At 64.2% G+C, this 19,339-nt stretch carries 17 protein-coding genes and 1 riboswitch; of the genes, 14 read left to right on the top strand and 3 right to left on the bottom strand.

Annotated elements, in window-relative coordinates; all coding sequences use genetic code 11:
- Window positions 1-22: 22 nt before the first annotated feature.
- Window positions 23-469: a hypothetical protein gene (locus tag HU144_RS08485; RefSeq protein ID WP_235350992.1), complete on the bottom strand. Its 447-nt coding sequence runs from the start codon at window positions 467-469 to the stop codon at window positions 23-25.
- 105 nt (window positions 470-574) lie between these two features.
- On the opposite strand from HU144_RS08485, the gene HU144_RS08490 reads away from it, so the two are divergent.
- The 14 genes from HU144_RS08490 to HU144_RS08555 all read left to right on the top strand — a co-directional run bounded on the left by HU144_RS08490 (window position 575) and on the right by HU144_RS08555 (window position 18,485).
- A complete protein-coding gene (locus HU144_RS08490) occupies window positions 575-1,585 on the top strand; it encodes a pseudouridine synthase (RefSeq protein ID WP_235350993.1) in 1,011 nt (336 codons plus the stop codon).
- A gap of 107 nt (window positions 1,586-1,692) precedes the next feature.
- Window positions 1,693-2,355, top strand: a complete 663-nt coding sequence (locus HU144_RS08495; RefSeq protein ID WP_235350994.1) for a GntR family transcriptional regulator — start codon at window positions 1,693-1,695, stop codon at window positions 2,353-2,355.
- Window positions 2,356-2,601: 246 nt separating this feature from the next.
- Window positions 2,602-4,128, top strand: coding sequence for an IMP dehydrogenase (gene guaB / locus HU144_RS08500; RefSeq protein ID WP_235350995.1), 1,527 nt, complete (start codon window positions 2,602-2,604; stop codon window positions 4,126-4,128).
- Window positions 4,129-4,496: 368 nt separating this feature from the next.
- Window positions 4,497-6,221: a pyridoxal phosphate-dependent decarboxylase family protein gene (locus HU144_RS08505; protein ID WP_235350996.1), complete on the top strand. Its 1,725-nt coding sequence runs from the start codon at window positions 4,497-4,499 to the stop codon at window positions 6,219-6,221.
- Window positions 6,218-7,741 (top strand): lysine N(6)-hydroxylase/L-ornithine N(5)-oxygenase family protein, encoded by a 1,524-nt coding sequence (locus HU144_RS08510; protein ID WP_235350997.1) that lies wholly within the window; start codon window positions 6,218-6,220, stop codon window positions 7,739-7,741. Before HU144_RS08505 ends, HU144_RS08510 begins: the two co-directional genes overlap by 4 nt.
- Window positions 7,738-10,308 carry a GNAT family N-acetyltransferase gene (locus HU144_RS08515; RefSeq protein WP_235350998.1) on the top strand — a complete coding sequence of 857 codons (2,571 nt, stop codon included), beginning with the start codon at window positions 7,738-7,740 and terminating at the stop codon, window positions 10,306-10,308. Before HU144_RS08510 ends, HU144_RS08515 begins: the two co-directional genes overlap by 4 nt.
- 209 nt (window positions 10,309-10,517) lie before the next feature.
- On the top strand, window positions 10,518-11,540 hold the full coding sequence (locus HU144_RS08520) for a LacI family DNA-binding transcriptional regulator (RefSeq protein ID WP_235350999.1): 1,023 nt from the start codon (window positions 10,518-10,520) through the stop codon (window positions 11,538-11,540).
- A gap of 119 nt (window positions 11,541-11,659) precedes the next feature.
- The gene (locus tag HU144_RS08525; RefSeq protein WP_235351000.1) at window positions 11,660-12,754 is read left to right on the top strand and encodes a substrate-binding domain-containing protein; all 1,095 of its coding nucleotides are present in this window, start codon (window positions 11,660-11,662) and stop codon (window positions 12,752-12,754) included.
- A 20-nt stretch (window positions 12,755-12,774) separates the two neighbouring features.
- Complete coding sequence (locus HU144_RS08530; RefSeq protein WP_204232885.1) at window positions 12,775-13,599, top strand: ATP-binding cassette domain-containing protein; 825 nt, start codon at window positions 12,775-12,777, stop codon at window positions 13,597-13,599.
- Window positions 13,596-14,807, top strand: a complete 1,212-nt coding sequence (locus HU144_RS08535; protein ID WP_204232884.1) for a sugar ABC transporter permease — start codon at window positions 13,596-13,598, stop codon at window positions 14,805-14,807. Before HU144_RS08530 ends, HU144_RS08535 begins: the two co-directional genes overlap by 4 nt.
- Window positions 14,808-15,042: 235 nt before the next feature.
- A riboswitch (TPP riboswitch) is annotated at window positions 15,043-15,146 on the top strand.
- A complete protein-coding gene (gene thiM, locus HU144_RS08540) occupies window positions 15,134-16,030 on the top strand; it encodes a hydroxyethylthiazole kinase (protein WP_235351001.1) in 897 nt (298 codons plus the stop codon). It overlaps the preceding riboswitch by 13 nt.
- Window positions 16,027-16,797: a thiamine phosphate synthase gene (thiE, locus tag HU144_RS08545; RefSeq protein WP_235351002.1), complete on the top strand. Its 771-nt coding sequence runs from the start codon at window positions 16,027-16,029 to the stop codon at window positions 16,795-16,797. The genes thiM and thiE overlap by 4 nt, the downstream gene beginning before the upstream one ends.
- Window positions 16,794-17,660, top strand: coding sequence for a bifunctional hydroxymethylpyrimidine kinase/phosphomethylpyrimidine kinase (gene thiD, locus HU144_RS08550; RefSeq protein WP_235351003.1), 867 nt, complete (start codon window positions 16,794-16,796; stop codon window positions 17,658-17,660). The genes thiE and thiD overlap by 4 nt, the downstream gene beginning before the upstream one ends.
- Before the next feature lie 93 nt (window positions 17,661-17,753).
- A complete protein-coding gene (locus HU144_RS08555; RefSeq protein WP_235351004.1) occupies window positions 17,754-18,485 on the top strand; it encodes a TenA family protein in 732 nt (243 codons plus the stop codon).
- 104 nt (window positions 18,486-18,589) lie between these two features.
- On the opposite strand, the gene HU144_RS08560 is transcribed toward HU144_RS08555, so the two are convergent.
- Together HU144_RS08560 and HU144_RS08565 are read right to left on the bottom strand one after the other, a co-directional pair.
- Window positions 18,590-18,934, bottom strand: a complete 345-nt coding sequence (locus HU144_RS08560; protein WP_235351005.1) for a hypothetical protein — start codon at window positions 18,932-18,934, stop codon at window positions 18,590-18,592.
- Window positions 18,935-18,949: 15 nt separating this feature from the next.
- Window positions 18,950-19,144: a DUF1648 domain-containing protein gene (locus tag HU144_RS08565; protein WP_235351006.1), complete on the bottom strand. Its 195-nt coding sequence runs from the start codon at window positions 19,142-19,144 to the stop codon at window positions 18,950-18,952.
- Between the last annotated feature and the right edge of the window lie 195 nt (window positions 19,145-19,339).

Genomic DNA, 19,339 nt, shown 5'->3' on the forward strand with positions numbered 1-19,339 from the left:
CTGTGAGCCGCTGTGGGCCGAGTCAGTCTCTGCGGTGGGCGGATCGGCAGCGGCGCCGGTCGAGGCGGAGATTGCGCGAGCGGATCCTCAGCAGGCGCATCGCGCATTCCGGAGGTCCGCTGAAGGTCGGGCGAACCATACGTCTGAGACTTGGGCGGGGAGCATTGTGTTCGTCGGCCTCCCACTCCTCGTCGCGGAGCTGCCCGATCTCCGACCGGTCGATGAACGCTTGGAGCTCGGCGATGAGCTTCAGCTGGAGGTCGTTGACCGACTCGACGCCTTCCGAGTATTCGAGGGGGATGTCGACGGCCTCCCAGTTGGCGACGACCCTGACAATCCACTTTCGTGCGTCGGTCGGGTCGTGATTCATCCCGTAGCTGTCCCATTCGTCGTTGGCGAACATGCCGAGAACGACCGGAGCGATGACCTTGTTGAGGAGGAACTCTTCCGTCAATTCGGTGTTGTCCATACCTCCCACCATAGGACTCCACGCTCCAGATTTCTCGCAGGCCCACGGCAGGTCCCGCAGGTTCAGAGCCGAGTGCGGCATCACGTGGACAGTTAGACTGATCCGATGCCACGCAGCCCGCTTTCACCCCGAGAAGGGATCTCCGCGACCTCGCTGCGCGCTCCCGGCGGGAAGGCGACGCACGATAAGAACCATCTTCCGGTCCCGGACACGATCGGCGGGTGGCTGGAGGAAGAGTTCCCCGACGCCGATGATGAAGCGCGACGCGGCCTGCTGAGCACAGGCGATATGCGCGATGAGACGGGTGAGCCGGTGAACTGGGATGATTCCGTCATCCCCGGCGGCTTCTACTTCTTCCACCGACCTGTTCCGGTCGAGGAGCGGATTCCCTTCGAAATCAGCATCGTCTTCGAAGACGAGGATCTGCTCGTCGTCGACAAACCCCACTTCCTCGCCAGCACTCCCAATGGGCGGTTCGTGCGCGAATGCGTCGTGACGCGAGCTCGCCAGGATTTCAACCAGCCCGACCTGGTGGCCATCCACCGCCTCGACCGCGTCACAGCGGGACTGCTCATCCTGTCGAAACGACCCGAGACCCGTGGTCGATATCAGAGTCTGTTCCAGGACCGATTGGTGACCAAGACCTATCGCGCCCTCGCAGCGATGCCGCCGACGGATATGGAGTTCCCACTCAGCAGGGAATCCAGGCTCGTCAAACCGCGCGGCGGCAGACAGGTCCTCGAGGTCGACGGTGAGCCCAACGCCTTCAGCACGATCAGCCTGCTGGGTGAACGAACCCCGACCTCGCCGAGGTGGTCCGACGCAACCGTGCCCCCGCCTCGGCGATCGGTGGGGGAGTGCCCGTCGATCGGCGAGTACGAACTTCATCCGTTGACGGGCAGGACCCATCAGCTGCGGGTGCACATGAACTCGCTCGGGCTGCCCATCCTCGGCGATCCGGTCTATCCTGTCGATCTGTCTCCGGACCCCTACGATTTCAGCTCACCGCTGCAGCTGCTGGCGGCGTCGATCGAGTTCGACGATCCGCTGACGCGGCGCCCGCGACGCTTCGAATCCGGGCTCACTCTGGGGCTCACTCTGAGACCGACGCCGTAGACGCCGTGGACCGCTGGAGACGTATATTGTGTCTCGACTCGGCATCATCGTCGAGAGCTGCGCCCGGGCTTTGCCCACGAGCGGTGGGGACACGGTAGCCTGGTGATATGAGTCCAAACGCACCCGGATGTACCTCAGAGGCGATCGTTGCCCTGGTCCGGTCCCGAATCACGACCGGCGAGTACCCTGCCGGCTCTCCGGTCCGGGATGGTGCGCTGGCGAAGGAATTCAACGTCTCGCGCAACACTGCTCGTGAATCCCTGTCCCTGCTCCGCTACGCCGGTCTGCTGACACAGGAGACGAACCGCGGCTTCTTCGTCCGTACCTTCGACCTCGACGAACTCAAGGACCTCTACCAGGCCCGACGTGTCTTCGAGATCCGTGCCGTTCAGGAATCACAGGACGCCACGGAGGCGGCGATGAGCCGTGTCGAAGCATCGGTCGTCCGTGCGGAGACTGCTCCCAACAACGAGAGCTGGACCGACGCACAGGAACACTCCGCCTCATTCCACCGGGCAATCGTCGGACTGCTCGGATCGCCGATGCTCGACGAGTTCTACGTCAACCTCATGGCCCGGCTGTCGACGACGTTCGCCCGCTCGAAAGAACCAGGCAAATACCACTCCCACTGGGCAAACCCGCACCGCGACATCCTCGAGAAGATGCGCTCGGGGGACCGACACGGAGCCGAAGGCCTGCTGCGCATCCATCTCGATGACTCGGAAGCCTCGACGCTCGACCTGGCGCGCTCTGTCGGCGAGGGCCGCTGACCACGTAACAGCAGGACCGCCTCGGCGGGAGCGCTAGGTGGTCGTTTTGGACTGATTTTTCTGCGCTGAACCAGACCAAAACGTCCAGTTAGCCGATGCAGCGACGGATGGACCGCCTCGGCGAGAAGGAACCCTGCTGCCGGTGTCGGCAGTCTCACAGTGCTCGGTACTTGAAACGCTGGATAAGCGGTGTATGACTTCGATAGCATTGACCCACCGAACTCACCGCGTCGAAAGGCTGTACCCATGGGGATTCCCGAGCAGGAAACACAGGCCGCAAACGATCCGTTCTCGCTGACGGGCCTCACGTATGACGATGTCCTCCTCCTGCCCGGTGACACCGATGTCATCCCTTCAGATGCCTCCACCACGACCCGCCTGACCAAAGAGATCGAGCTCAACATCCCGCTGGTCTCGGCCGCCATGGACACCGTGACCGAGTCGCGCATGGCCATCGCCGTGGCCCGCATCGGCGGACTGGGCATCATCCACCGCAACCTGTCGATGGAAGACCAGGCCGCCCAGGTCGACTACGTCAAGCGCTCCGAGTCCGGGATGATCAACGACCCGCTGACGATCACCCCCGAGAAGACTCTTGAAGAACTCGACGAGATCTGCGGAAAGTACCGGATCTCAGGTCTGCCCGTCGTCGATGAGAACAACGTGCTGCTGGGGATCGTGACCAACCGCGACCTGCGCTTCGTCACCCGCAGTGAATTCCCGACCCGCACCGTGGCCGACACCATGACCCGGATGCCGCTGATCACCGCCCCGGACGGCGTCTCCCCGGAGAAGGCCTTCGAGCTGCTCGCCGAGCACAAGGTCGAGAAGCTGCCCCTGGTCGATGAGAACAACGTCATCAAGGGCCTCATCACCGTCAAGGACTTCGTCAAGACCGAGGAATACCCCCTGGCCACGAAGGATGACGAGGGTCGCCTGCGCGTGGGTGCGGCCGTCGGATTCCACGGCGATGCCTATGAACGCGCAACCCTCCTCGCCGAGGCGGGCGTCGACGTCCTCGTCGTCGACACCGCCAACGGACACGCTCGCGGTGTGACCGACATGATCAGGAAGATCAAGGCCGATTCGACGTTCGACAAGGTCCAGATCATCGGCGGAAACGTCGCCACGAAGGAGGGCGCACAAGCCCTCATCGACGCAGGTGCCGACGCCATCAAGGTCGGAGTCGGGCCGGGATCGATCTGCACCACCCGTGTGGTGGCCGGCGTCGGTGTCCCGCAGGTCACCGCCGTCTACCTCGCCGCTCAGGCGGCCCGCGCGGCCGGTGTGCCGGTCATCGCAGACGGCGGACTGCAGTACTCCGGCGACATCGCCAAGGCCATGGTCGCCGGCGCGGACACCGTGATGCTCGGCTCCCTGCTGGCCGGCTGCAGCGAATCGCCCGGCGAACTCATCTTCGTCAACGGCAAGCAGTACAAGGCCTATCGCGGCATGGGCTCACTGGGTGCCATGGCCCCACGTCAGGGCAAGTCCTACTCGAAGGACCGCTACTTCCAGGACGACATCGACACCGACACCGACCTCATCCCGGAGGGCATCGAGGGCCGCGTCGCCTACCGCGGACCGCTCAAGCAGGTCGCACACCAGCTCACCGGTGGTCTGCGCCAGTCGATGTTCTACGTCGGCGCCCCCACCATCGCGGACCTCAAGGCCAAGGGCAAGTTCGTTCGCCTGACCACAGCGGGCCTCAAGGAGAGCCACCCGCACGACATCCAGATGACCGTCGAAGCACCGAACTACGTCGTCAAATAAGGGTCCTCGGAGACCGTTCTCTGACAGCGCGTCGCGACTGTTCTCTGGCTGTCCCGCGATTGCCGACGGCCGTAGCTCCTGCCTCCTGGGCAGGGACTACGGCCGTTTTCGCTGTCTCAAGATGTCAGACGAATCGCCCGGATGTGATGAAAGCCACGTGCGATTTTTTAGGCCGTATACACCTGTCGTCGACCGCGGGCTTGGCCGCGCGAGGATTGACGAAGACGCTTCTTGCGCCGGGCTGAGGTCACTTGTGTAGTGATATTCGGCAGTACCACTTGCCTTGCTTCTCGCTTTACTTAGGGTAGGTTTCCCTAATGTAGTCCGGCCTTACCGGACCCTGAACCGAAGGAGGCAACCGTACCGCTATGACTTCACTGCTCTCTGACACCCCGACTCCACTGACCGAGGCGAGCCCAGCTCCACTGAACGAGGCACGATCGCTGCCCGATGCAGCTCCGAGCGATGCACCATTGCTGCCCGATGCAGCTCCTCTGTCGAACACTTCGCTGCGCACTGAGGATGCCCTGCTGGGGTCGCACAGCGCCGATGCCTACGCCGAGCTCATGCACGAGGTCGTCGATGCACTCGCCCAGCGTTTCGCGAGTGTTGACGCGCCCACCTCGGCGAATGACCGGACCAGCCTGGAAGCCGAGGTCGCAGACTTCGACCTGGACGGACAGGGGATCGGGAACATCGCAGCCCTGCGTGAGGCCGATGATCTCTACGCCCGCAACGCCGTCTGGTTCCATCACCCCAGCTACGTCGCCCACCTCAACTGCCCCGTCGCCGTGCCAGCCGTCGCGGCCGAGGCGATGCTGGCTGCGATCAACACTTCCGTCGACACCTACGACCAGTCCGAAGTCGCCACACTCATGGAGCGCCGCCTGGTGCAGTGGGCCTGCCGGCACGTCGGATTCTCCGGTGGCGACGGGATCTTCACCTCGGGCGGCACCCAGTCGAACCTGCAGGCACTGTTCCTGGCCCGCGAGAATGTTCTGCGCGCACAGCAGGCACAGAGCGCACAGCAGGCACAGAGCGCGCAGCAGGCGCAGAGCGCAGAGCAGGCACAGGTGCTCGGCAGTGCCCAGCCCGGCCGCGGCGAGCCGTCACGCCGCGAGATCATGTCTCAGCTGCGGATACTCACAACCTCCCAGACTCACTTCTCGATATCCCGCGCCGCACACATCCTCGGCCTCGACCCCGAGGCCGTCGTGACCGTGGACACCGACGCCGCCGGACGCATGGACGCCGAGGCTCTGGCCGAGCTGATGCGCGACATCGACGACACCGGCGGCATCGTCATGGCCGTCGCCGCCACAGCCGGGACCACCGACCTCGGCGTCATCGACCCGCTCGACGCCATCGCCGAGATCTGCGAGAACGCGAACGTGTGGATGCACGTCGACGCCGCATACGGCGGGGGACTGCTGTGGGCACCACGACGCAGACACCTGCTGCAGGGAATCGGCCGCGCCACCTCGGTGACCATCGACTTCCACAAGACCTTCTTCCAGCCCGTGTCCTCAAGCGCACTGCTGGTACGCGACCTCGCCCTGTTCGACCCGACGCTTCATCACAACGACTACCTCAACCCGGCCGCCGAGGCCCAGGGTGCCGATGCCGAACCGAACCAGGTCGACAAATCCCTGCAGACCACCCGACGCTTCGATGCCCTCAAACTCTGGACGACTCTGCGCGCCCGCGGTGCCGCAGAGATCGGTTCGATGGTCGATGACGTGTGCGATCTGGCCGCCGAGGTCCGAGAACTCCTCGACGCACAGCCGGACTTCGAGGCGCTGGGAGCAACCGACCTGAGCACGGTCCTGTTCCGGTTCGCCCCCGCGGCCGCCGATTCTGCCACCGCCGATGAGCTGGTGCCGATGATCCGCCGCGTCCTCTTCCGCTCCGGGCGCGCAGCGATCGCCCGCACCACCATCGACGGCACCCCCTGGCTCAAACTCACCCTGCTCAACCCCGACACCACGGTCGCAGACATCACCGCCGTGCTCGACCTCGTCCGCGCCACCGGCCACGGGATCCTCGCCGGCCGGCACCTGGAGAGCACGACCCTCGAAGGAGGCGCAGCATGAGCACACCTGAGTCACACATCCACGACATCGTCGGCATCGGCATCGGACCCTTCGGCCTGGGACTGGCCGCCCTGTCCGACCCCCTGCCCGATGTCGACGCCGTCTTCCTCGACCAACGCGAGGAATTCCGCTGGCACCCGGGCATGATGATCGAAGGTGCGACGGTCCAGGTCCCGTTCCTCGCCGACCTCGTGACCATGGCCGACCCCACCTCGCGCTTCTCCTTCCTGGCGTTCCTCAAGGACAGCGGCCGGCTCTATCCCTTCTACATCCGCGAATCCTTCTACCCTCTGCGCGCGGAATTCGACGAATACTGCCGATGGGTCGCCGCTCAGTTGGACACTCTGCGCTGGAACCGCACAGTCACCTCGGTGACCAGGAATGATGACATCTACACCGTGACCGCCGAGGTGGCCGATCAGTTCGGTCAGACGCTGAGGACCGAGTCCTACCGCGCCCGCCACCTGATCCTCGGTGTCGGCACCGAACCGGTCCTGCCACAGGCCCTGCAGAACCTGGAGACTGAGGGCACAGGCCCGGTCATCCACACATCGAAATACCTCGACCACAGAGACGCACTGCTCGAGAGCGGATCAATCACCATCGTCGGCAGCGGACAGTCTGCGGCCGAGATCTACCGTGATCTCATCGACGACGCTGAAGCCCGTGACGTGCGACTGGACTGGGTGACGCGCTCACCGCGCTTCTTCCCGATGGAGTACACGAAGCTGACCTTGGAGATGACGTCCCCGGAGTACACGGATCATTTCCGAGCCCTGCCCGATGACCTGCGCGAACAGCTCGGACGTGAACAGCGAACCCTGTACAAGGGCATCAGCGCCGAGCTCGTCGACGACATCCACGACACCCTCTACCGGCTCAGCCGCGGAGGCAGGAAGCTGCGCACCAACCTCCTCGCAGAATCAGAGCTGATTGCCGCCGACCACGATGCGAACACCGGCGACTATGCTCTGCGCTTCCGCAACACGGCACTGGACAGGTGCTTCGACCGGCGCGCCGGATCGGTTGTCTCTGCCACCGGCTACAAGTCCCAGGTCCCGGCCTTCCTCTCCCCGCTGGGAGATGAGATCCGCCTTGATGCCAAGGGCCGCCTCGACGTCAGCCGCCACTACACGGTCAACGACGCAGGCACCATCCACGTCCTCAACGGCGAAGAGCACACCCACGGAGTCACCGCACCCGATCTTGGCTTCGGGCCCTGGCGAGCATCGGTCGTGCTCTCACACGTGACCGGGCGCGAACCGTACCCGATCGAGAAGACCATCGCCTTCCAGACCTTCGGAGTTCCGGACGACGGGGCTATCGACGACGGAGCTCTCGTCAACGGAGCTCTCGACGACGGGGCTCTCGACACGACTCCTCTGAGTGCTCAGGACGACGTCGAATCGCACTTCGACTTCGCCGACACTGACACCGATTCCGACTCCGATTCCCAGCCTGATTCCCAGCCCGACTCCGATTCCCAGCCCGCAGACGACAGGGAGATGTCACACGTATGACCACCGACCTCATCAACGACGCACCCGCACCCTCAACGGCAAGCTCCGCGCTCACCGTGGACATCCGAGCCGTGGACCCAGCCCGGGATACCAAGAACATCCACGTGTGGTTGACCCACCCGCGCGCCCACTACTGGCAGATGACCCACCTCGACGATGCCGGAGTCCGCGACTACCTCGGCGCCGTCCTCGGCTCCGCCGACGAGAACGGCTGGGTGGGATCGGTCGACGGCATCGACTGCTTCTACGTCGAGACCTATCTGCCCTCCACGCTGATCCCACACGATGTTGTTCCCATCGGACCCGATGACATCGGAATGCACCTGCTCGTCGCCCCGCCTGATGGCGATGGAGTCCGGGGACTCACGAACCAGATCATGGCCGAGGTCATCGACTTCTGCCTGCGTCCGATCGAACGAGGCGGCCGCGGCGGTCACCGAGTCATCGTCGAACCCGACGTGCGGAACACCGCAATCCTCGAGAAGAACCGGGCGGCGGGTTTCAGTCCGGTGAGCGAGGCGACCATCATGATGGGGGAGGAGCGGAAGCGCGCCCTGGTCAGCGTCTGCGCTCGTGAGGACTTCGAAGCCAGCGAGCTGGTCACACTTCTGAGCCGTGAAGACGTCGAGGCCGTCCGCCCTGATGACGAAGACCTCGCCTCGCTCGCCGCGACTGCCGAGCCATATTCCCATCTCAAACCCGACACCTTTGCAGTCGCCCAACGCCACCTTGTGGCCAAGGCACTGTCCGAGTTCGCCCACGAACGACTGATCGCCCCGGTCCGCGCCACCGGCCCGGATGCCGGGCCCGATGACTGGGAACTGACGATCGATGACACCGGATCGAAGGACGCAGGTCAGCCCGAGGACGCAGGTCAGCCCGAGGACGCAGGTCAGCCCGGGGACTCAGATCGGCCCGAGGACGCTGCCGAGTTCCCGGATGGTGGCTCCGTCACGTACTCGTTCAACGCCCGAGTCCTGCCGCTCGAGCACTGGGTCATCGACGAGGCCAGCATCACCCGCCGACGAGGTGACACGCAGCTGGGACTCGACGCGCAGGAACTCGTCGTCGAGCTCCAGGATGCCCTCGACATCCCGGAGAACCTGATGTCGACCTACCTCGAGGAGCTCGCGTCGACCCTGGCCAGCAGCGCCTTCAAACTCGCCGAGGCGGTCAACGGTCACCGCCCGGACTCCACAGATCTCCTGACCTCCGACTTCCAGGCCACCGAGGCGGCCATGACCGAGGGCCATCCCGGCTTCATTGCGAACAACGGACGCATCGGATTCTCCCTCAGCGATTATCGGAAGTGGGCCCCAGAGAACGGGCTCACCACCCGCATCGAATGGGTGGCGGCGACCCGCGAGCACAGCCACCTCTCACTCGGTCAGGGATTCGACGAGGCCGCACATACCGACTGGGCACTCAGTGCCGAGGAGCGCGAACTCTTCGACTCACGAATCCGGTCAGTCGGCCGTGATCCGGAAGACTTCCACCTCCTTCCGGTCCATCCTTGGCAGGCCGACCACCGGCTCGCGATCACCTTCGCCGCCGACATCGCCCGCGGAGATCTGTTGCCCCTGGGCGCTGGCCTCGACGAGCATCAGCCGCAGCAGTCCCTGCGCACCTTCTTCAACCGAACACGGGCCGATGCCCCGTATGTGAAGGTCGCGCTCGCCGTACAGAACATGGGGTTCCTGCGCGGACTGTCTCCGAAGTACATGCGCGATACTCCGGCCATCAATGACTGGGTCGCCGAGGTGATCGGCACCGATCCCGCCTTCGGGGACGCCGGGTTCCAGGTCCTGCGGGAACGCACTGCGCTCGGCTATACCGGGGATGTCTACCACCGAACGCAGGAGACGAACCCGCACCGCAAGATGCTTGCCGCCCTGTGGCGGGAGAACCCTTTGACCGTGCTCGAACCTGGCCAGAAGGTCGTCACCATGGCGTCCCTGCTGCACCGCGATCACAGGGGAGTCGCCTTCGCCAGCGAACTCATCCGCGCCTCAGGTCAGGCGTCCGAGGACTGGGTGCGGTCCTACTTGAGGGCCTACCTGCACCCGCTCGTCCACGCACTGCTGGCCCACGATCTGGTGTTCATGCCGCATGGGGAGAACCTCATCCTCATCCTGGACGACCACGTCGTGACCGGTGCCTTCATGAAGGACATCGGCGAGGAGGTCGCCGTCCTCGGCCACCGCGAGCTGCCGGGTGACGTCGAGCGGATCCGGGCGCTGGTCCCCGGCGATGAGAAGGCCCTGTCCGTGTTCACGGACATGTTCGACGGAGTGCTGCGCCACCTCGGCGGGATCCTCGATGCCGATGGTGTGCTGAGTTCGGAGTCGTTCTGGACCTTGGTCGCCGAGGTGCTCGATCATTACGAGGCCGAGCATCCGGAACTCGCCCAGGGTCTGGCCGGGGATGTGGACCTGAGAGCCGAACGTTTCGCCCATTCCTGCCTCAACCGTCTGCAGCTGCGCAATACCGTGCAGATGGTCGACATCGGCAACCAGGCCGAATCGCTGCTCTACGCAGGAACGATGAGGAACCCCGTGGCGCGCTGAGCCCACCGCACGATCGTGTAGAGCACTGCACCGCACCCGCCGAGGTGGCCGCTGGAACCCAGCGGCCACCTCGGCGTGGATGCGGGGTCCGGGCCGAATCGCCGGACCATCTGCGACCATGCGAGCGCCAGCGGCTATCATCATTCCTATCGGTCGCCCGCGCGCAGACCGCAAGCGGTCCGTAGGATTCCCGACTCAAAGGTGTGGTCATGGCGAAGCAGAACGATCGGCCGACCCTGGCCACGGTCGCTTCGCGCGCAGGAGTCAGCATCAAGACCGCTTCCCGAGTGCTCAACGGCGAAAAACATGTGGCCGCGTCGACCGCTGAGAAGGTCGAAGACGCTGCGGCTGAGCTGGGATTTCGCCTCAATTCCACGGCCAGGCGCCTGCGTGCCGGTGGCAGATCTCCCTACATCGGTGTGGTCATGAGCGACGGAGATGACCCCTTCCAGGCTCGTCTCTTCACCCTGCTGGAGGCCGAGCTGAGCAGGGTCGGACTGCGCCCGGTCGTCACGGTCACCGCCGACGATCTCGACCGTGAACGCGGCTTCCTCGAGGAGTGCCTGGCCAATGACATGACCGGAATCTGCGTCATCCGATCGCACCCGGACGCCGCACGGTTCTACACCGATGCGACGTCGGCTGACGTGCAGATCGTGTCCTTCGACCCATCGACTGCAGGGGCGGGTGTCGACCTCATCGCCGGTGATGAGGAACGTGCCGGACGTCTGGCGGCGACTCAACTGCTCAATCACGGGCATATCAGCCTCGGCGTCATCGGCGATCATTCGACCAGTCCCATCACGACCGCCAGGCTCGCCGGAATCCAATCGGCCTTCGCCGGACGCTCGGACATCGGGTGGCGCGCCTACATGCGCGAAGACGCCCACGACCTGGCCAGCGCGAAGAACGTCGTCGCGGCCTGGCTGGGTTCGCGCAGCGCGCCCAGCGCACTGATCACCCTGTCCGGGACCCTGACTCAGGGAGCCATCGACGCCTGCCGGCGCCTCGATGAATGGCCGGCTCTGGTGGGCATCGACGATTTCCCTGCCGCGGACCTCTTAGACGTGACCGTCATCGATCGTGATGTCAGCTCCATGGCCGCCGAGGCGGTACGACGTCTGCAGGATCCGCCGGGTTCCACGTCGGGTAGAGATCCAAATCAGGAGCCGACTCAGGTTCCCGTGCACGTGATCGCTCGCGGCAGCGGCGAGGAATCTCCGGACAAGTGACACTGTTCGGAAAGAGACCCCGAACACAATTTTTCGCCGAAACAGTTGACACCGAGCTCCGATCAGCGAATTATATTGATCAGCCTGACAACGTTGTCAGAAAAATTGAAAGGGTCACAATGAGGCACAACCTGCAGTCTCGGAAGAAGTTCGCCGTTCTCGGCGCCTCGGTTGCTATCGGCGCTCTCGCGCTCAGTGGCTGTGGGAGTCAGAAGGGACAAGGCAATGAGGAATCCGGCGGCGGTTCGGCCGGAGACGGTGAAGTCACCATTGCTCTGCTGCTCCCGGAGTCCAAGACCACCCGTTACGAATCTCTGGACAAGCCGAACTTCGAGAAGTACGTCAAAGAGGCCAACCCTGATGCGAAGGTCGAGTACCGCAACGCGAACCAGGACGCGACCCAGCAGCAGCAGCAGTTCGAAGCCGCTGTGACCGAGGGCGTCGACGCCATCGTCCTTGACCCCGTCGATGCCTCGGCGGTGTCATCGGCTCTGTCGAAGGCCGAGGCCAAGAAGATTCCGGTCATCGCCTACGATCGCTTCTTCGAAGGTGCGACCTATTACACCTCGTTCGACAACAAGAAGATCGGCAACCTCCAGGGCCAGGCCGTCCTCGACGGGCTCAAGGCCGAGGACAAGGACCCGAAGTCGGGTCCGGTCTGGATGGTCAACGGCGATCCGAAGGACCCGAACGCCGCAGACTTCAAAGCCGGTGCCGAGGAGACCCTGAAGAAGGCCGGTGTCGACATCACCGAAAGCCACGACACCCTCGATTGGAACCCGGACGACGCCCGCCAGTGGGTCGAAGGTCAGCTGCAGAGCGCGGACAAAGAGCCGATCGCCATCTACTCAGCCAATGACGGCACCGCCGGTGGTGTTCTCGCCGCCACCAAGAAGGCCAAGGTGAAGCCGGTCGTCACCGGGCAGGATGCTGAGGTCGACGGTCTGCAGAACATCCTCAGGGGTGACCAGTACGCCACGATCTACAAGTCGATCCCACCGCAGGCTGAGTTCGCTGCGAAGGCAGCCGTTGCACTTGCCGGAGGTGAGGAACCGAAGGGTGGTACAACCTATAAGGACACTCCGACGGACTTCGTCGAGGCCAAGGTCGTCACGAAAGACACTGTGAAGGACATCGTCGGGGATCAGATCAAGGCTGAAGACATCTGCACCAAAGACGTGAAGAAGCTCTGCGAAGACGCCGGCGTCAAGTAGAAATCGGCGAGTAGGAATATATGAATTCTCAACCCAACGATCCGGCGCCCGCGAGTACGCGGGTGCCGGAGACCGGAGCCGAACCAGTCCTCGAGCTGCGCGGAATCAACAAACGATTCGGCGCAGTCCAAGCTCTGACCGATATCAACCTGACCATCGGCCGCGGTGAAGTCGTCGGCCTCGTCGGCGACAACGGCGCCGGCAAGTCCACCCTGGTCAAGGTCATCGCCGGAGTCCACGGAGCCGACGAAGGTGAGATCATTCTGGGCGGACGATCCCAGAAATTCGCAGCGCCGAAGGACGCACAGAAGGCGGGAGTCGCCACAGTCTTCCAGGACCTCTCCCTCTGCGAGAACCTCGACGTCGTGGCCAACCTGTTCCTCGGCCACGAGAAGACCCGCGGCGGTGTTCTCGACGAGGTCACCATGGAAGCAAGGTCGTGGGAGCTGCTGCGCAGCCTGTCGGCGAAGATCCCCAGTGTCAGGGTGCCGATCGCGGCTCTCTCCGGCGGTCAACGTCAGACGGTCGCGATTGCCAGGTCCCTCCTCGGCGAACCCTCGATCGTGATGTTGGACGAGCCGACCGCGGCCCTCGGCGTTGCGCAGACCGCCGAGGTGCTCAACCTCATCGAGCGGCTGCGTGAACGTGACCTCGGAGTGCTGCTGGTCAGCCACAACATGGCCGATGTCCAGGCCGTGTGCGACCGTGTCCATGTTCTGCGTTTGGGCAAGGATGCCGGTGACTTCCCAGGTGACGAGCGCACGGACGTGCTGGTCGCCGCGATCACGGGAGCCAACGACAACGTCGTGACTCAGAGAGCGACCCGGAGGGGTGAGCGTCGATGACCCGCAACTCGTTCATCACCGACGAACGCATTTCGAGCGAGGGGTTCCTTGCGACATTCGTTCGTCGAGTCAAGGAGGGCCAGCTCGGCTCATTCCCAGTGATACTGGCGCTCATCGTCATCGTCGTCGTCTTCCAGTCGGCGAACAGCAAGTTCATCTCACCGGCCAACTTGGTCAATCTCTCCACACAGGTCGCGTTCTTGGCGATCCTGGCGCTGGGCATCAACCTCATCCTGCTCCTCGGTGAGATCGACCTGTCGTTGGCTCAGCTGGGTGGACTCTCTGCCTCACTACTGGGTGTGCTGGTGGTCAGACAAGGGGTCCCGCCCCTGATCGCGCTGGTCATCATGCTGGTGTTGGGCCTCGTCGTCGGAGCGATCCAGGGGTGGTTCTTCGCGGTGGTCGGCATCCCGGCCTTCGTGGTCACACTGGCCGGTCTGCTGGCGTTCACCGGACTGACTCTGACGACCTTGGGAGTGCAGAAGAACCTGTCGATGGCCGATACCTTCGCCTTCGACTTTGCCAGCTTCTACTTCCCAGCCATCTGGGCCTACGTGTTCGGAGCAGTTGCAGTCATCGGCTTCGGTGCCGGGATCATCTACTCGAAGCTGCGCCGTCACAACGAGGGACTCGACAGCCCGAGCTGGACCTCGGTGATTGTGCGCATCGTGCTGCTGGCAGCCATCGTCTTCGGCTTTCTCATCCTGGTCAATCAGGACTTCGGACTGGCGATGCCGTTCTTCCTCATGATCGTCATCGCGATCGGAATCGACCTGGTGCTGCGCAAGACCAAGTACGGGCGTTCGATCTACGCTGTCGGCGGCAAGGTCGAAGCCGCCAGGCGCGCAGGTATCAGGGTCACCTGGGTGCGCATCAGCGTATTCATGGCCGCCGGTGTTCTGGCAGCATTGTTCGGCTTCATCAAGACCGGTGTGACGACAAACGCGGGATCGACGCTGGTGAGCACGCAGGACCTGCTCAACGCGATCGCCGCCGCGGTCATCGGCGGCACCTCGCTGTTCGGCGGTCGCGGCACAGCCTGGGCCGCCGTGCTCGGTGCCCTGGTCGTCGGTGCCATCAACAACGGTCTGTATCTCATCGGCTTCAACTCCGATGCCCAGCAGATCATCACCGCGCTCGTCCTGCTCACGGCCGTCGTCATCGACGCCCTGAGCCGCCGCGGACAACGCTACGTCGGACGCGGTTAGCTGCCGAGAGACGCAGATAGCCCCGCTCGATGCGGTAGCGAAACGTCGAGAGCAGAGCTGAGCCTCGAGAGCGCACTCCCTGGAGTCTGCTCTCGACGCTCAGCTCTGCTCTCAATGAAACCTGTTCCTCGCCGAGGTGGGGCTGAGGTTCCAGCTCGGCAGTCCCGGGGCCGCTGCATCAGCCCTTCTCGGGCGCCGGCATCGGCGGTGCTGGGACTGAGCTGATACAGTCGTGGGCAATGACATGGGGTGCCTGACGCCGTTCGCGTGAGGCTGAGAGAACACCCATCGAACCTGATCTGGGCCATACTAGCGAAGGGATCGTCATGGTTGACTTCGACCTGCGTTCTGCCAATACACGACTGCGTGCGAACAATCCACTGATCCAATGCATCACGAACACCGTCGTGCAGCAATTCAGTGCCAACGTGCTCCTGGCCATCGGCGCCGCTCCGGCGATGCTCGACCACGATGCCGATGCCGCACAGTTCACCCGCATCGCCAGTGGACTGCTGGTCAACTTCGGCACCGCCACGAACCAGCAGTTCCTCGCCGCCGACGCCGCCATCGACGCAGCCAACGAAGACTCCAAGCCATGGGTGCTGGACCCGGTGAGCATCGGAGCCGTCGACTTCCGCACCACGCGAATCCGCCGCGCGGCGAACTCTTCACCCACAGCCATCCGCGGAAACGCCTCCGAGATCGCAGCCCTGGCCGGCATGGGTTTGGGCGGGCGAGGTGTGGATTCCACTGACGAAGTTGATGCGGTGATTCCCGCCGCGGCCGCACTGGCCCGGTCCACGGGTGCCATCGTTGCCGTCTCCGGACCAAGGGACGCGATCGTCGCTCACATCGACGGTGCCGATCGTGTCGTCCGCCTCGACGGGGGTCACTCCTATATGCCACTGGTCATCGGCACCGGCTGCTCACTCGGCGCAGTCACCGCTGCCTATCTCGTGGGCGCAACGACCGCCTCGGCGAGGTTCGAGGCCGTCGTCGCCGCCCACGCTCACTTCAAGGTTGCTGGTGAAGCTGCCGCTGAGGGAGTACGCGGACCCGGCAGCTTCTCCGTGAACTTCCTTGACGTGCTGCACACGGTAACGGGCGAGGAGCTGGCAAGGATCCAGGTCGAAGCAGGCACAGTCGCAGCAGGCACAGTCGCAGCAGGCGCCGTCGGGGCCGACGCGGTCGGGGCCGACGCGGTCGACGGAGCACAGTCATGAGCCCCTCGATTCCCGAGGTGAATTCCCGCCTGGCCGGTATCGACGCACGCCTGGCCGGAATCGATACTCGGCTCTACCTCGTCACGGACTCGGCCCAGTGCCGAGAAGCCGGACGCAGCGTCGCCGATACCGTCCGCGAAGCTGTGGCCGGGGGAGTGGGGATCGTGCAGGTCCGGGACAAGGACATCGACGACGATGCGTTCTACACGCTGACCTGCGAGGTCATCGCCGCAGTCGACAGCGCGGTGGCCGACAGTACGAGCCTCGACTCCGCTTCGGCAGGCGCGGAACGCAGTGTGCCCATCGTCCTCAACGACCGCGTCGCCGTCGCCCAGCGCCTCCTTGCCGAAGGTTCGCACGTCCACATTCACGTCGGACAGTCGGATACTCCGGTCGAACAGGTGCGCGAACTCATCGGCCCCGAACCGCTCATCGGCCTGTCGGCGGCCAACAGCAGCGAATTCGCAGCCGCCCGGGACTCCGGCGTTGTCGACCTCGTCGGAATCGGGCCTGTCTACGACACCACGACGAAGACCGATGCACCCGATGGGATCGGGCCGGACCGCCTCGGCGAGCTGGTGAGCGAAGCAGAACTTCCGGCGGTCGCCATCGGAGGAATCAGCACTGCTCGTGCCGCCGAACTGCGCGGCCGGGGACTTGTCGGGATCTGTGTGGTCTCGGCGATCTGCCGCGCCGAGGATCCGCGTGCTGCAGCCGAGGAACTGCTCGCACAATTCGGCGACGGACGTGCGGAGGCAGCGCGATGACCACGCGTCCACCCATCGCACTGTCCATCGCCGGCACCGACCCCAGCGGGGGAGCCGGCATCCACGCCGACCTCAAAACCTTCACCGCCCGCGGAGTGCTGGGCACCACGGCCATCACGGCTCTGGTCGCGCAGAATACGCACGGCGTCTCTCGGGTCTACGGAATCGATGATGACTTCGTCTCGGATCAGCTCGACAGCGTCCTGGACGATATGCCCGTCGACGCCACGAAATCGGGGATGCTCGGCTCACGGTCTCTCGTGGAACTCGTCGTCGCGCGAGCGGCCCAGAGCCACCTGGGCTTCTACACCGTGGACCCGGTCATGGTCGCGACCTCCGGGCACCGCCTCCTCGAGGTCGATGCCGTGGCCGCGGTCCGTGACCACCTGCTGCCGGTCTCCGACCTCATCACCCCGAACCTGCCCGAGGCGGCGCTGCTGATCGGTGACGATGAGCCGGTGGCGCAGAATCCGCAGGAGATGTTGGCCCAGGCCAGACAGCTTGTCGACCGCGGGCCTCGCGCGGTGCTGCTCAAGGGCGGGCACGCGATCGAGGGTGATGTCGCCGACGTTCTCGTCACGGCCGAAGGCACGGTCACCGAGTTCACCCACCCGCGAGTGGCAACCCCGAACACCCACGGCACCGGGTGCACATTGTCGGCCGCAATCACCGCCGAGGTGGCCGTGCTCAAACGTGAACGTGCAGTTGACGAGGTGGGCCCGGATCTACTCCACGAAGCCGTCGACAATGCCCTGAACTATCTGGCCCGCGCCTTGAAATCCGCCGCGAACTGGCAGGTCAGCCTGGATCCGAAGGGCGCTCACGGTCCCGTCGACCATCAGGTCGACATCGTCCGCCGCTAGAACAACCAGCTAGACACCCGGATGGCTTGCCATCCGGGAACCGCACAATGACGCTTCGGGGCCGCCGTGGTCCCTTGAATATGGGAGATATCAATGACGACAGACTTTTCCGCAGGACCTCAGACCACTCAGCTGTGGGACCGGGTGCGACCAATCGTTGAGGAGATCGAGAGGCTGCCGTTCCTCGGCCAGCTGGCCGACGGCAGCTTGGACGTGAAGGCATTCACGAACTACATCATCCAGGACGGGATCTACCTCACCGGCTATGCCAAGGCGATGTCGTTCCTCGCTGCGCGCGCCAACGACCGTGACGCATCACGATTCTGGGCCAGCTCCGCCGCCGAAGCGATCTCGGTGGAAGAGGAGATGCACGGAGAGCTGCTCGCCGATTCTCGCCTGGCCGCAGCCCACGAGGACCTGGTCAACAGCGGGGCCGGATTCCGAGCCTCACCGACGACCATGGGATATGTGTCCTACCTCGTCGCCACCGCCGCCAGCCGCTCCTACGGTGAAGGTGTGGCCGGAGTGCTCCCGTGCTTCTGGGTCTACGCGCATATGGGCAAGGTGCTCGTCGAGCGGGCCGGAGCGATGAGTGCGGACCACCCGTACCGGACCTGGGTGCAGACCTATGACTCACCCGAGTTCGACGAATCGACCCGGCAGGCTGTCCAGCTGCTTGAGCAGGAGCTCACCAATGCCCCCGCCGAGGTGGCCGCACAGATGCGTGCCACCTTCGAGCAGGCCTGTGTGTACGAACTTCACTTCTGGGCCTCGGCGCATGCGCTGCAGGACTGGGACGCCGGAGTGTTCGTGCCGCAGAGCTGAGCACCATTCGTCAGTGACGAGGCTTGGCCGGGATCTGCGGATCTTGCGGTGTAAAGCTCGGTCCGGCAGATCGTCTCGGTTCATCTTTCGGCCTATATTTCGGTCTATCTTTCGGGTGTGAGCTCGCGGTCGTCTCTGCCGCCGGGTTTGAGACGGCGGAAGAGATTCCACATTGCGATTGCGACGATGGCAAGGAAGACGCCGGTCGGGAGGACCAGAAGGCCATCCGGCCACGATTTGCCGATCCCGACGCTGAGCGTCTGCGCCAGAGACAATGCAAACAGCAGAGCACACGCGCCAGCAGTGATTCGCATGAACTCCATCAGACAGTCGACGAGATAGACCCGTTCGCCGCGTTGCAGCCAGTACTCCTTGTGAGGAATGTTGATGAGGCCGATCGGCAGCTTCTCAAATATCCAGCGGATGGAGAGCACCACTGGGATGCCCACTCCCAAGGGAACGAGTCATCCGAAGACTTCACCCTTTGGCGACCAGTCGTCGGGCTGACTGTTTGCCCCGAAATGGCTCGGCACCTGGTCGGGTGCGTTGAACCAGAACCAGAAAGCGACACCGATGAGGACCAGGAGGGACGCCACTGCGAAGAGCAATGCGGCGGTTCCAGGGCGTCGGCTCGTGTCCGGCTTCGTTGAGGAAGGCACATTGCAAGGCTATCGGGTGCCGGGTGCCGGTTATCGGGCATCGGTGATCGGCGATCCCGTTGAGACAGATCAGGCCGGGTGGTTTCCTGACGGTCCGCTTCTGCCCGGGGCGATAGGCCCCAACAAACCCATTGCGTGCCATCCGCGACGCAGAGTGGTCCACAGGAGAACATGGTCGACTTCCATCAGGGGCAC

This window comes from Brevibacterium sp. UCMA 11752 (assembly GCF_021532235.1).
GTDB lineage: Bacteria > Actinomycetota > Actinomycetes > Actinomycetales > Brevibacteriaceae > Brevibacterium > Brevibacterium antiquum.

Bases quoted from the DNA above. Each gene is read 5' to 3' on its own strand.
- HU144_RS08530 (WP_204232885.1), top strand. From the start codon at position 12,775: ATGAATTCTCAACCCAACGATCCGGCGCCCGCGAGTACGCGGGTGCCG.
- HU144_RS08505 (WP_235350996.1), top strand. From the start codon at position 4,497: ATGACTTCACTGCTCTCTGACACCCCGACTCCACTGACCGAGGCGAGC.
- HU144_RS08535 (WP_204232884.1), top strand. From the start codon at position 13,596: ATGACCCGCAACTCGTTCATCACCGACGAACGCATTTCGAGCGAGGGG.
- HU144_RS08515 (WP_235350998.1), top strand. From the start codon at position 7,738: ATGACCACCGACCTCATCAACGACGCACCCGCACCCTCAACGGCAAGC.
- thiE (WP_235351002.1), top strand. From the start codon at position 16,027: ATGAGCCCCTCGATTCCCGAGGTGAATTCCCGCCTGGCCGGTATCGAC.
- HU144_RS08555 (WP_235351004.1), top strand. From the start codon at position 17,754: ATGACGACAGACTTTTCCGCAGGACCTCAGACCACTCAGCTGTGGGAC.
- HU144_RS08510 (WP_235350997.1), top strand. From the start codon at position 6,218: ATGAGCACACCTGAGTCACACATCCACGACATCGTCGGCATCGGCATC.
- guaB (WP_235350995.1), top strand. From the start codon at position 2,602: ATGGGGATTCCCGAGCAGGAAACACAGGCCGCAAACGATCCGTTCTCG.
- HU144_RS08495 (WP_235350994.1), top strand. From the start codon at position 1,693: ATGAGTCCAAACGCACCCGGATGTACCTCAGAGGCGATCGTTGCCCTG.
- thiM (WP_235351001.1), top strand. From the start codon at position 15,134: ATGGTTGACTTCGACCTGCGTTCTGCCAATACACGACTGCGTGCGAAC.
- HU144_RS08525 (WP_235351000.1), top strand. From the start codon at position 11,660: ATGAGGCACAACCTGCAGTCTCGGAAGAAGTTCGCCGTTCTCGGCGCC.
- HU144_RS08490 (WP_235350993.1), top strand. From the start codon at position 575: ATGCCACGCAGCCCGCTTTCACCCCGAGAAGGGATCTCCGCGACCTCG.
- HU144_RS08520 (WP_235350999.1), top strand. From the start codon at position 10,518: ATGGCGAAGCAGAACGATCGGCCGACCCTGGCCACGGTCGCTTCGCGC.
- HU144_RS08485 (WP_235350992.1), bottom strand. From the start codon at position 469: ATGGACAACACCGAATTGACGGAAGAGTTCCTCCTCAACAAGGTCATC.
- thiD (WP_235351003.1), top strand. From the start codon at position 16,794: ATGACCACGCGTCCACCCATCGCACTGTCCATCGCCGGCACCGACCCC.